This window comes from Paenibacillus sp. JCM 10914 (assembly GCF_001315105.1).
Classification (GTDB): Bacteria; Bacillota; Bacilli; order Paenibacillales; family Paenibacillaceae; genus Paenibacillus_AQ.
Genome location: NZ_BAZR01000007.1, coordinates 147,413 through 160,319 on the forward strand (window position 1 = coordinate 147,413; position 12,907 = coordinate 160,319).

The window sequence follows — 12,907 nt, forward strand, 5'->3', positions numbered from 1 at the left end:
GGATACTGGGATAAGTTAGATCCCATGCATACGATTTTTGATTCAACAACGGATAGCTTTCAAGAGTTTCATGATAGATTTGTCGCTGATGTTGATTTATATAAAAGTACGGGGCAACTGTTCCCTAATAGCCCTATTCCTGAACATGTCGTTAATATCTCCATGATTCCATGGACTTCCTTTACCGGCTTCAACTTAAATGTGAACACCGACTTTATGCTTGATAACTTACAGCTTAGCCTTTCGTTCTTTAACAGGACGAAAGGCTTTTTATTTTGAGTCGATAGGGGGATAGAAAATGCCCAATTAAGATCGTTTGACCAAGCATGGTGAAGGTTTCTTGCTCCATTTTCGTTAAAATTAGTTATATAGGTAGCATTATATAGAAACTTAAAAAAACAAACCTAGCCTCCTAAGTTTGCTCATTGTTTCGGAAATTGTTGAACGAGATAATGATAGTAGATCACAGAGGGAGGTTTAATCAATGAATCACACAGTAAAAAAGCTAATTAGCATTTCATTCGTTGTCGTTCTGACCATGATTACGGCAGCGTGCGGAAACTCTAATGCACCTCAGAATGCATTGCCTGAAACAGATTCACCATCCAACGCCAACACCAAAAAAGAAGCCGTTACATTGACGTTTCAGAATACTTGGCCGGACTCGACAGATCCCAGGCATGTTATCTTGCGTGAAATTGTGAAACAGTACGAGGCTGATCATCCTAACGTAAAAATAGAGCTGGATACGCTTAATGTGGACCAACAAAAGTTAAAGTTAAAAACGCAGGCGGCATCCAAAGAAATGCCCGATATTACCATTATTAATCCTGGTGCTCAACTAAAGCCTTATGTAGATGCGGATTTATTCCTACCACTAAATGAGATGGTACTTGAAAATGATCTGCAGGCTACGTTCCAGGATGGGGTCCTAGAGCACTTCTCGTTTGATGACCAGTTATATGCACTGCCGACAGGGAATAATATCGCCGTTGTAGCTTACAACAAACGTTTGTTTTCTGAAGCTGGCGTTACGGTTCCTCAAACCTTTGCAGAATTGATCGAAGCCGTTGAACTATTGAAAGCTAGAGGGGTTCAACCCATGGTAATTGGGGAGAAAGACACTTGGACGGGGTCATTTCTGTTTATGAATATTTTGCTTCGTACAAACGGGGGATCGGGATTCCTCAATGATGTGATGGATGGTAGTAAAACATTTCATGATTCAGCGTTTACCGAAGCCGTCGATGCTATGAGTGAATTGATTCAGGCTGGCGCATTCCAAGACGGAGCGGCTTCCTTTGACTATAACACCGCGGAAAATCTATTTAAGACAGGCCAATCCGCGATGTACTTTATGGGTACCTGGTCAACGGGAGCCATTGAAACGTCAGAAATCGGCGAAAAAAATGAAGTGGGTATATTCAAATTCCCAACCGTTGGCGATAAAGGTGATACCAATGAATTTATGCTGGCGCCTACAGCTGCACTTGCAATAGCCAAGAATAGCAAGCATGTGGAGGAAGCTAAACTATTCGTGAATTATTACATGTTGAATTACCCGAAGATTGCATTTGATTTGAAGGCAGCTGTTGGTATAGCGCAAAAGCTAGACGGGGACTATGAAGCAGCAGGGTATTCAGAGTTCTCCATGGATGTTCTGAACATGTTTAATGATGTAAAAGGTGGAGATTTGGCATTCGATAATACGATGAATCCAGGGACTACACAAGTGCATCTATCAAGTATTCAACATTTATTCATCGCGAATAAACAGGCAAGCGATATAGCGGCAGAGCATCAGAAGGCACTGGAAGATAATTTAGAAGACTAATACCTAGTGGTAATTCATTGAGGCCAATGTCTCAATGAATTACACTTCCGGGAGGATATACAACTGTGAACGCTCTTAAGGTTTCTAACTGGACGATTACTTTCTTTGTGCTGCCTTGCGTAATCTTCTATGTATCGCTTGTTTTTGTACCCATTATGGTATCCGTTTATAGTGGATTGCTCGATTGGGATGGGCTAACCAATGCCAAATTCATTGGATTTGGTAATTTCATCACAATGTTTACGAACGATCCTATATTTTGGCCAGCTGTTGGAAGAACCTTCATGCTTGCGGGGTTTTCAATGTGTATTCAATTGCCATTAGCCCTGTTTGTTGCCATACTCCTTAATCGCTTTGTCAAACGATCAAACATCCTTGTATCTATCTATTTCTTGCCTGTCATTCTATCGGTGGTTGTGATTGGGCAGTTGTGGAAAACAATCTACAATCCCACCTTTATGGGTGGAATGCTTAATCAATTCCTGGCCTACATTGGATTCGAAGAATTAACTAGAACCTGGCTTACAGATCCGGAAATTGCTATTTTTGCGATCATTGTTGTGGCACTGTGGCAATACTTGGGTTACCATATCTTAATTCAATTCACAGGTATTCAGAATTTGCCTGCCGATGTGTATGAGGCTGCCAAAATAGATGGAGCAGAAGGATTTACAGCCGATAGGTATATAACCATTCCTATGATTCTGCCCGTATTCAAAATATCCGTTATCTTATCGTTCATTGGTTCCATACAATCCTTTGACTTAATCATGGTTATGACTGGTGGAGGACCCGCCAATGCAACTGACGTCATTTCATCCCATATGTACAAAATATCCTTTTTATCTATGAAATATGGATATGGTAGCGCGGTCGCATCCTTCCTGGTCGTCGCATGTATCCTGTTCACGGTTGTTATTAATTTTGTATTTAATAGATTAGAAAAGAGATATACATAACTGGGGGATCGATGTATGCTGCTGAAAAAACTGAAATTAAGTCATTCCATGGTTTATGTGTTGCTCTGCCTCTTGCTAGTTACACAATTGTATCCATTAATATGGTTGTTACTATATTCGTTTAAAACCAATGAGGAAATATTATCAGGCCATTTTTTCTCGATTCCATCCGAATGGAAATGGGAAAATTACACTTCGGCTATCGAAAGCGGAAACTACTTTCAATATTTATTTAACAGTGTCACCGTTACGTTTAGCACATTAATTGTAGTCATTGTGTTATCATCACTTGCAGCATTTGCGATCGCTCGTTTTCAGTGGAAATATAATAAAGCCTTTTTGCTATTGTTTCTCATCGGCATGATGATTCCTTTGCAGGCTACCTTATTACCACTCATGGTTATCTTTAAAAATCTCGGCCTGCTCAACACCCGATTTTCAATGATCTTGCCATATATAGCTTTTCAAATTCCCATATCGATGTTCATCTTGAGTGCGTTTATGAAGACAATCCCACAAGAAATCGATGAGTCTGCTATTATTGACGGAGCTAGTGTATACCAAATATATTGGAACATCATCATTCCAATATCTATTCCTCCTGTTGTCACCGTCTGCATTTTATCCTTTATTAATGTCTGGAACGAGTATATATTAGCCTCCACATTTGTTTCGTCTGAACATTTGAAAACGTTGCCCTTTGGCGTATATAGCTTTGTAAGTCAGTATTCAGCGAATTATGGGTCGATCGGAGCATATCTGGTGCTTGGGGCTTTACCTGTCATCTTGATTTATTTCATGATGGCTGAGAAAATTACTAAAGGTATGGTCGCAGGTGCAGTAAAAGGGTGATGCTGCTTGGGTAAACATCAATCTATTCAAACTCGGTTATTTATCATATTTTTTCTATGCATGTTGGTTATTTTATTATGTGTTAGTTCCGTTTATTATGTGAAAGTTACAGAGCAGATCCAAGAAAAGGTCGGTGTGATTGCGAAAAAAAACATTTCGCAAACCATCGGCCTCTTTGAGGTTATGCTCAAAGGCTATGACAGTATTACAAAGTCCCTGAATAGCAATACAGAGCTTATTCAGATGCTTAAATCCATAAAATCAAGTGAGCAAATGGAGAAGATTAACTATGAACGTAGCATTACGAATGCGTTAGGGGCTATTTTATACTCAAGAACCGATATTGCCGCAATTCATGTCATTACCCATGAAGGCAGAATGTATAGTTATGAGAAAAAACTCGGTGCTGTCATCAGAGATTCTTTCAATTCGGAAGGGCATAAGACAGTGACAGAATCGACAGGAGAAATTCGTTGGCTAGGATTATATCCGCATTCATTCATTAGTGATGATAGAGACAGTAGTGTATTTGTGTTTGGGAGGCAATTATTTGAACTGAACACGCTCAAACCAATCGGCATTGTTCTGGTAGAAACCGATGCCGATGTCGTTGAAGAAGCCATGACGAATGCTAGTATTGGAACAGGCAGCAGGGTGTTGATCCGGGATCAAGACAAAGTGATGTTTGAAATCGGAGACGATGCAAGCCAGTTGAATGTAAACTCAGAAGAATTGCAACTTGATTGGTCAAGCGGTGATGATCATGAACCTGTTCAATTAATAGACTCCAAGCAATATATGATTGCTGCAGGATTAATTAAGGCTGCCGATTGGGAGATTGTCACGATTACACCGAATCAAGATTTGCAACTTGAATTATTGGACACCCAACGATTTTTGTGGACTGTCATCATAATACTCATCATAATAGCTATTCTATTGTCAACGATGATAGCTAAGTCATTTTCGCTGCCATTCAAGCAGCTAATTCACCAGATGAAACAAGTGGAGCTAGGTAACTTCAAAGGGCAAGTTCAAGTGAAATCTTATAGTGAGATAAACATTCTGGTCGGTTCATTCAATAGAATGGTAACGCATATTGAAGAGCTGATTGAACGTAGTAAAAATGCTTCGATCAGTGAAAAAAACGCTCAGTTAAGAGCGCTACAAGCTCAGGTTAATCCTCATTTTCTGTATAATACGATGGACATGATTTATTGGATGCTCGATGAAAAAGGGAACGATCGCTTAGGGAATATTATTCTGTCTCTATCCAGAATGTTTCAATACAATAGTGATTGGAATAATAATTCAACATCGAGTTTGAGGGAAGAGCTGGAGCAGCTTAAACATTATTTAATTGTGATTGAGACTAGACTTGCGAACCGTGTACAAACTGAAGTAGTCATTGATCCTCAATGGTTAGATATCAAGTTGCCTAAGCTTATCATTCAACCTCTTGTTGAGAATGCCATTAAATATGGTCTAGAGCCTTTAAATCGCAGAGGTAAACTTCATATTTATACGACGCGTGACAATCAGATCCTAACTATACATATCGAAGATGATGGTAAAGGGATAGGTCATGAAAGAGTATCAGAAATCAAGCATCTCTTATCAATGAACGTGAATACAAGTATAGAGTTTGAAAAAAGTATGCGTATGGGAATAGGTCTCAAAAATGTGCATGATCGAATTAGATTAATGTACGGGGACGAATACGGTATAGATATTCAAAGTCGACCTAACGAAGGTACAGTAGTTATGATTTACATACCAATTATCAAGAGCGGGGAAAATCATGATGATGAATATTTTGGTGGTAGATGATGAGCATGTTATAAGAAATGGAGTTAAGCGAACTATAAATGCACAGTTTCCAGATTATTGTGTGTTTCTGGCAGATAATCCCGAGAGTGCACTAGCGTTATTAAAAAATGAATCGATAGATATTGTATTAACGGATGTATGCATGCCTGGAATGACGGGAATCGAACTCATGGAAGTCTCACATAAAACCTATCGAAAAATGAAATGGGTATTTATATCAGCTTACTCTGAGTTTGAATATGTGAAGCAGGCTCTAAGTTTAGGGGCTAAAGAATATTTACTTAAACCGATTGGAAAAGACTCACTTATTGATATCATACATAGGCTTAGTCATGATATATCTCAGGAAAAGGTTCAATTTGAAGAGTTGTATTTGTTAAAAAACAACATGAAGTTTTTGCAAGAAGCGGTATTTATCCGATTGATGAAAGGATTAGACTTGGGCAATATAAATGTTAAAGCATTCACCCAGGATTATAGTCCATTTCATATGATATTGGTTAAGATCTCAGCAGAAGGCGAAAGGCAACTGGAGCATTTTATTATTGAGAACGTCATGACAGAAATGATTCAGAGCTAGGTGCAGGATTTGTGGTTAGTATAGACTCACATCGTCTAGTAGGTGTTGTTAAGCTAGAACATCATGTATTGCTTGTAGACATACTCGAACAGCTTACTACTCATTTATCAAGATATTTAAAAGTTACATTTCAGGTAAAAGCATCGAATCTGATTCATGATGTATACGATGTTTCTCCCGAATTAACAAGGATGCTGAAGTCGTCTGTTATTAAAGTGGATTCTGAGCAAGGCAGCGGGCAGCGGGCTATTGATTTAGCCAAACAGTACATGCAAGAAAATTATCATAAAGAGCTATCCTTGGATCAAATTTCATCCATGGTTTATTTAAATTCCGTATATTTCAGCCAGCTGTTTAAACAGCGAATAGGAGTAGGTTTTAAAGAGTATTTGATTCATTTGCGAATAGACCGCGCCTTACAACTGCTGAAAGAGACAGATATGAAGATCGCCGAGATTTCTAACGTTATCGGTTATGATGATGTGAGACATTTCTCTCAGATTTTCCGTAAAAAATACGGTGTTACTCCTTCGGAGTATCGTGCTAAGATATGACACTTTTAGCTGCGAGAATACAAGGTTTTCAACTCACGTAGTTTTGACGTTATTATAATAAAACTGGTTAACCGCACAAGCAAGGAGTAAAGAGATCAATACACTGGTAATAAACTCTTTAGTGGAAGTGGTGAAAACCTTGGTGGATTTGGGGATTGTTATGCCTGTGTATAAGCAGAAGCCTGAATTCCTGAAAGCTGCACTTGATTCCGTGCTAAATCAGACATTCGAGCAGTTCAGATTCGTCATCGTGATTGATGGCGCCCCCGAAATGGAGCCGCTGGTCCAGTCGATTGTTGCTAATGATCCTCGAGTGAATATAATCGCATACGACATCAATCAGGGCGTTCCACACGCATTGAATACCGGATTTGCCGAACTATTCCAGCATAACGGTATACATTTCTTGACCTGGGTATCCAGCGATAATATCTACGGCCCTCAATTCTTGGAAGTGTTACGGTTAGCCTTACTGAAAGGCCCAGAAGAACTGGGACTTGTGTACAGCTCTTTCCAATCGATCGACAATTACAATACCCCATTGAATGATGAGGTCGCATTGAGTGCACTACGTAAATATCAGGGTAAACCCAAAGAAGCGCTGCTTGATTCCTCCATAGTCGGGGTCTCCTTTATGTATAAAGCGAAATACGCCAAGATGGTTCAAGGAGGGTATAGTCTGGCTCCCGTTGAGGATTATGATTACTGGCTTAAGATCACGGACTTTTGCGAAATCAAATACATTCCAGTTGAATTGATGGCTTACCGGGTGGACTCCACCTACAGCGTTTCGGCACAGTTGAAAACCACGGAGGCACACCGGCATTGGCGGCATGCTTATCATCTGGCCAGGCACCAAGCAAGAATGCGTAGGGGAATTGGACCGGAAGTCAATATCCTGTTTCCTCTGAGTGAAGTGTCAGATCATGCGATTCAGCGGATTGAAAATCTATACGAGCAGATGTTCAGCAATTATGTTTGCTATGTGCTGGATCTTTCCTTAGATCAACGAGTGACCATTGCCTTAATGCAGATCTCACATCCAACAGCGGTATATGAGTGGTATCCCGGTTGGCAGCCAGATATGGCCGCTCTGGCTGCTGTTAGAAAACATCTAGCCCCGTACACCATGCTGCTCGATCTGAACGAATTTAAGAATGTAATGGATTTGCATATCCTGCATAATCAGCTTAGCAAAACAGGTTATTCAATATGGTCCAGTTACTATACAGATGACCATTCAATCATTGGGTATCGTACAGAGCATATGGCGGAGTCAATACTTACGAATGAGTTATTGCGAACCCATAGACTGGATGATTTGCTCGTAAAAAAGACAAAGAATGCTGGTGATGGCGCATGAAGGTGCTGTTCTCTTTTTATAATCCTAGCGGTGGGATGGAGACCTTAAATCGAATTCGAAGCAAAGCGTTGAAGGAGCGCGGTGTTGAATCCCATCTGCTGTATAAATTTGATGGGGAGGGTCGTAAAAACATAAAGAACATCACGACATTCGTAACCGGCGATGCGGAAACGATACGGGAGATTCTTATACGAGAAAATTACGACTCTATTATCGTATGCTCGGATATTACTATGCTCGCACAATTGAGAAATCTAGGTTACAGCGGGAAGCTTATTTTTGAATTGCAGGCTTGGGACCTCATGAGGAGGGACTGCTTCTCACGCAGTCTTTAAAAGATCTCATCCATGAGCACGTGGACGCGATACTTTATCCTCAGAACCAACAATTAAGAGAACTCATGAATGCGAACTATCCGAAAATCATTCAATACAGTTTCGATGATCCTCTGGACTGGGAGCACTTTGGTTATTCGGAGTATCCTCCAAGACCCTTTCCGATCATAGGTTGGGTAGGGCGCATACAGCGCAATAAAAATTGGCATGATTTTTTACTGTTGGGACAGGCGCTTATTGGTATATTTCCAGGACTCTATTTATGGCTTTTTGAAGACGATACGATGTCTGATCCAACAGAAATTGAAAAGCTCAACCAATTGCTAGCAACAAACCCACTTCTTCATGCACGTCTTATTCGTTATTCGAACATTCCACATGAACTTATGGCAGATTATTTAAGCATCATTGGAGATTCTGGCGGGTTCTTGCTATCGACATCTGTCCAAGAAGGGTTTGGATATGCCGTTGCAGAAGCGATGTTATGTCGTTGTCCCGTGCTATCTACTGATTCAGGTGGTGTGAGGCGATTCATCAATCATAACAAGACCGGGAAGTTTTACGCCCATGGAAACATAGTGGAGGCCACATTAGAAGCCATTTCTCTGATGACAGACACCAAATTAAGAAATAAGCTCATTGTTCATGCTGAAGCTCATATTAAAGGGCGCTTTTCCACTGATGTGTACGCCAACCGATTTATTAATATGATTAATCATCTTGATTATGGTCGTCGACGCAACAGAAACACGAAGTAATAAAAAGGCAAAAAGCTATGTAACATGGTCTACACAACACGACCCTCTGAATTCATATACTAGTAAAAAACAATTGAGAGGTAGTGGTTATATGGCTTTAACAACCGGCATCATTACGAATACGGGATCTCCCAATGCAACAAACCTTGTAATTAACATTGGTAATGATAATCTTAGTTTCTCATCTAATGTGGTTTATCATATTTATGTATGGAATGCTCTGGTAAGCAAAGCTCTGATATATTCCAATTCATTGAATATCAATGCAAACACCAGTCAAATTCTCAGTTTCAACATCACAGGCAATACTTCATATGAGGTTCAATTTCTTGTGACTGGTACAGTGCCGACCGATACGGTCATCAACGTATTCGGAACGGATTCATCCGGCAACGTAATCCCTCCTCAAAATGTGCTGCAGCAAGAACTCACGCAGATCGCACAGTTGAATCCGTAAGAGAAACACTAAATCAAGATCAAACAACAGGGATCAGTTGTCACCGTAGGACAAGAACGATAAAAAAAGAAGCCGCTATATCGCGGCTTCTTTTTTATGTTAATAGGCAGTAGCTTCGTCAAATCGGTAATCAACTGTAAGAGGATACGCCCACTTTAACAGAACCTAAACGATGGAACGAATTTAATCTGACGTTCATTGATTCGTTTAGGCTCCGTTTATTCGCGGCTGATAGGATAAGAATTAAGGAACCGGTTCAAACGTCTGAGAGAAAGGAGCATAAGCATCATGGGTAACAAGGTCCTAAATGATCCGGGCGGCTATTAACCTAAGAAGGTTCTATATCAATCCAAGAGGTGATTTACTTATGGAAAAACCAACTCGACGCGGGGCGCGGGCTGTGCCGGCAGAAATACCGTACCATCGCGTACTCGTCAGCGATAAGCGCCGTATATGGCGCGGCATCCTTGCTGTTGCAATTCTCATCGGCGCAATGTTGTTGTTTGTCTTAGCGTTCGCATTAATTGGAAACGAGATCGACACCCGTTTCTTCGGAAGGGTGAATCCGGCAGGTGGAGGCACTGTCTTTACCCCGGTCTATGCGGCTGGAAACCTGCTCGCGGTCGCTCTGCTCATCCCGCTCAGCATGTTGCTTCAGCGCTGGCTCTATGGCGTAAAGGGGTCCATACTGCACTCGGTGCGGTCTGCCTTTCGCCCAGCTGTTTTTGGTCGGGCGCTGCTTATAGTCCTTCCGATCTGGACAGTCTATATGGTCATTTTCAATATGCTTATGCCTTACACCACCACAGACTGGCGTGTCAATGATTTGCTTGGTATGTTCGTCGTGGCGATGTTGCTGGCGCCGCTTCAAAGCGCGGGGGAGGAGTACGGCTTTCGGGGTCTGGTATTCCAGATTGCATCCAGTTGGGTTCGTAGTCCGCGAGCATCACTTATCGTTGGTATCGCGATCTCGAGTGTGCTGTTTGCTGTTATCCACTTGTCGACCGACCCGTGGCTCAACCTGTATTATTTGGTCCTCGGCATTACCTTTGCATTGATCACCTGGCGTACGGGTGGCCTGGAGTACGCGATTGTTATACACGCAGTGAATAATACGCTCGCCTATGTTCTCGCTACAGTGCTGCAAGTCGATCTGCTAGCCGGCTCCGACCGATCGGCCGGGATGGGATCGGCAATCATGCTTCTGCCCTGTGTCTTGGTTGTGCTCATCACCGCAATCGTATGGTTCGGTACACGCCGTACAGGTCCTGAATTGACCCCTCACAACGAAACTTCAGTAGTGAGCGCCGATGGTAAATAATATCGATGATCGTATTGCCAGGGCAAGCAGTGATTGAAGTAACTAATAACACAGGAGAGAGGTTTTCATATGCTGCAAGAATTACAGAACGTATATCTAAGTTTAATACCGGGTCTAGAAGGAAATTTAATATTACAATTACTTAGTATCTTTATTCTTTCTCTTATACCGTTTATTGAATCTTACGGTGCAATCCCACTGGGAATCATTATTTTAGGATTTCCCGCTATACCGGTAATTGTAACAGCAGCAGTAGGTAACTGGGTATCCGTAATGGCATTTATATGGATTATTAGTAAACTTCGTTCCAAAGTAGTGAATAAGAAGACTAATAAAGAACCGAGTAAACGTGCAATAAAAGCAAAACGATATTTCGAGAAGTATGGTGTTCCGGGAGTCTCTTTAGCAGGTATCCTATTAGCGTTTCACCTTTCGGCCGGCATTGCATTAGCGGCAGGTGCGAAGAAGAGTTATGTAAGTTTATGGATTACCATTTCTATTGCTGTCTGGTCCATCGTTATTGGAGGTTTATTGATGCTTGGCGTGGAGCACCTTTTCTAATTTAGATACAGAGCCGGTTATTGAATCCATTTTTGAATCCATTGTGCTGTTATTTACGGATGGGAGATAGGAATTGATGTCCTAAGGGTAAGTAAGTAATTGGATGCTGGTTCCATTCTTTAGCAAAAATGCTATAGAAGTAAGGAGATTATTTAACAATAATGGGTTGTTAGTGGCTTTAGAGAGAAATAGACCGCCTTCTATTGAAGAGATAATCAAAGTTGCCGTCTCTTTTACGGGTATATGTTCCGGCAGTTGTTTATGTTGAGCGGCTTCGGCTAATAACTCTTCATGTCTTGAACTTTGATCGAGACATTCGTTACGGACAGATCGGATCGGGCAAGAACGGTATCGATCCGTTCTTGGTATTAAATGATGAACCGATTGATGATTTGTAGCAACAACTCCTCCTTACTTTTGAAATGGTAGTAAATATTCGTTTTTGAAACTTTGCAGTGGTCAACGATTTCGTCCATGCTTGTAAGCTGATATCCTTTTGTTAGAAATAAATGGGCGGCAACTTGTAGTACGGTGTCACGGTTGGATTTTCTTTGTTTTTCCATATTAGTACTAATCATAAGATGTCAACTAGCGGATGAATTGTATAGTTCCAGTAATCATAAACAACCTTAGTCGTGTTCAATACCAAACTAAGGTTGTTTAAAGTTGTTATCATCTATGTTAATAGATGAGTGCTGCTATTTAACTGATTGTTCGCTATCGTTCTTCCAATACTTCTTCCGGTCCTCATCGGTAATTTGACGGATCACCCGGCATGGGTTTCCTGCCGCGATAACGCCCGAAGGGATATCTCGATTCACCACGCTACCCGCACCAATCACGGTGTTGTCACCAATGGTCACTCCGGGAAGGACAACAACATTTCCACCGATCCATACATTATTGCCAATTGTAATAGGGTAAGCGTATTCCAGCCCTTGATTCCGCTGCTCTACATCGAGGGGGTGGCCCGCAGTATAGAAGCCGCAGTTAGGAGCAATAAAGACGTTATCGCCAAAGGTAACTTTTGCCGCGTCCAAGACGACACAATTATGATTAACGTAGAAATTTCTGCCAAACGATATGTTGTATCCATAGTCGCACCAGAAAGGTTGTTCAATGAGAAAGCTTTGGCTTGGTTCTCCGATTAACTTCGCGATGATCGACTTGCGATCGACTGTATTTGAAGGAGAACACTGATTGTACGCATGACAAAGATCTTTTGCCTGAGTCCGTTCTTCGATCAGAGAGGGATCGTTATTGGCATCATATAGTAATCCATGACTAGCTTTTTCTTTTTCATTCATCATTTCTTTTCACACTCCATCGGTTAAAATTATAGATTTGACATCAAATATCACCGTTTCTTATATTGCATTTGTAAATCATTTATTAAAAGCATTATAATAAGTGGCGTGATAACTATCATACTGAGATCCCCATACACTTGCAAGTTGGAATTTTATGCTTGTGATGCGAAGGGACGTTCATGTTGAAAAGTTA

Annotated in this window: 15 protein-coding genes and 1 pseudogene; 14 read left to right on the top strand and 2 right to left on the bottom strand. The window is 41.1% G+C overall.

The window, feature by feature from the left end; translation table 11 throughout:
* Positions 1-9: 9 nt before the first annotated feature.
* From JCM10914_RS11500 to JCM10914_RS30155, 14 genes and pseudogenes are all read left to right on the top strand, one after another.
* Positions 10-279, top strand: a pseudogene (locus tag JCM10914_RS11500) (CatA-like O-acetyltransferase); the annotation flags it as partial.
* Positions 280-484: 205 nt separating this feature from the next.
* A complete protein-coding gene (locus tag JCM10914_RS11505; protein WP_023960948.1) occupies positions 485-1,834 on the top strand; it encodes an extracellular solute-binding protein in 1,350 nt (449 codons plus the stop codon).
* 65 nt (positions 1,835-1,899) lie between these two features.
* On the top strand, positions 1,900-2,793 hold the full coding sequence (locus tag JCM10914_RS11510) for a carbohydrate ABC transporter permease (RefSeq protein ID WP_023960950.1): 894 nt from the start codon (positions 1,900-1,902) through the stop codon (positions 2,791-2,793).
* Positions 2,794-2,808: 15 nt separating this feature from the next.
* Positions 2,809-3,645 (top strand): carbohydrate ABC transporter permease, encoded by an 837-nt coding sequence (locus JCM10914_RS11515; protein ID WP_023960952.1) that lies wholly within the window; start codon positions 2,809-2,811, stop codon positions 3,643-3,645.
* A gap of 6 nt (positions 3,646-3,651) precedes the next feature.
* Positions 3,652-5,475, top strand: a complete 1,824-nt coding sequence (locus tag JCM10914_RS11520) for a sensor histidine kinase (protein WP_036717805.1) — start codon at positions 3,652-3,654, stop codon at positions 5,473-5,475.
* Positions 5,447-6,055 (top strand): response regulator, encoded by a 609-nt coding sequence (locus JCM10914_RS30135; protein WP_052019729.1) that lies wholly within the window; start codon positions 5,447-5,449, stop codon positions 6,053-6,055. Before JCM10914_RS11520 ends, JCM10914_RS30135 begins: the two co-directional genes overlap by 29 nt.
* A gap of 11 nt (positions 6,056-6,066) precedes the next feature.
* The gene (locus tag JCM10914_RS30140) at positions 6,067-6,609 is read left to right on the top strand and encodes a helix-turn-helix transcriptional regulator (protein ID WP_052019731.1); all 543 of its coding nucleotides are present in this window, start codon (positions 6,067-6,069) and stop codon (positions 6,607-6,609) included.
* A gap of 142 nt (positions 6,610-6,751) precedes the next feature.
* Positions 6,752-7,972, top strand: coding sequence for a glycosyltransferase family A protein (locus JCM10914_RS11535; RefSeq protein ID WP_231638623.1), 1,221 nt, complete (start codon positions 6,752-6,754; stop codon positions 7,970-7,972).
* A complete protein-coding gene (locus JCM10914_RS30145) occupies positions 7,969-8,307 on the top strand; it encodes a hypothetical protein (RefSeq protein WP_023960962.1) in 339 nt (112 codons plus the stop codon). The genes JCM10914_RS11535 and JCM10914_RS30145 overlap by 4 nt, the downstream gene beginning before the upstream one ends.
* Positions 8,308-8,372: 65 nt before the next feature.
* Positions 8,373-9,065 (top strand): glycosyltransferase family 4 protein, encoded by a 693-nt coding sequence (locus JCM10914_RS30150; RefSeq protein WP_231638620.1) that lies wholly within the window; start codon positions 8,373-8,375, stop codon positions 9,063-9,065.
* A gap of 91 nt (positions 9,066-9,156) precedes the next feature.
* Positions 9,157-9,522: a hypothetical protein gene (locus JCM10914_RS11545; RefSeq protein ID WP_023960966.1), complete on the top strand. Its 366-nt coding sequence runs from the start codon at positions 9,157-9,159 to the stop codon at positions 9,520-9,522.
* A gap of 367 nt (positions 9,523-9,889) precedes the next feature.
* Positions 9,890-10,843: a CPBP family intramembrane glutamic endopeptidase gene (locus tag JCM10914_RS11550; protein WP_023960968.1), complete on the top strand. Its 954-nt coding sequence runs from the start codon at positions 9,890-9,892 to the stop codon at positions 10,841-10,843.
* A 69-nt stretch (positions 10,844-10,912) separates the two neighbouring features.
* Positions 10,913-11,404, top strand: a complete 492-nt coding sequence (locus JCM10914_RS11555) for a small multi-drug export protein (protein ID WP_023960970.1) — start codon at positions 10,913-10,915, stop codon at positions 11,402-11,404.
* 221 nt (positions 11,405-11,625) lie between these two features.
* Positions 11,626-11,802 carry a hypothetical protein gene (locus JCM10914_RS30155; protein WP_023960972.1) on the top strand — a complete coding sequence of 59 codons (177 nt, stop codon included), beginning with the start codon at positions 11,626-11,628 and terminating at the stop codon, positions 11,800-11,802.
* On the opposite strand, the gene JCM10914_RS31775 is transcribed toward JCM10914_RS30155, so the two are convergent.
* Together JCM10914_RS31775 and JCM10914_RS11560 are read right to left on the bottom strand one after the other, a co-directional pair.
* Positions 11,773-11,982 (bottom strand): TetR/AcrR family transcriptional regulator, encoded by a 210-nt coding sequence (locus tag JCM10914_RS31775; RefSeq protein WP_370570235.1) that lies wholly within the window; start codon positions 11,980-11,982, stop codon positions 11,773-11,775. The two genes, JCM10914_RS30155 and JCM10914_RS31775, sit on opposite strands and share 30 nt — an antisense overlap.
* Positions 11,983-12,102: 120 nt before the next feature.
* A complete protein-coding gene (locus JCM10914_RS11560) occupies positions 12,103-12,711 on the bottom strand; it encodes a sugar O-acetyltransferase (RefSeq protein WP_036717882.1) in 609 nt (202 codons plus the stop codon).
* Positions 12,712-12,907: the final 196 nt, after the last annotated feature.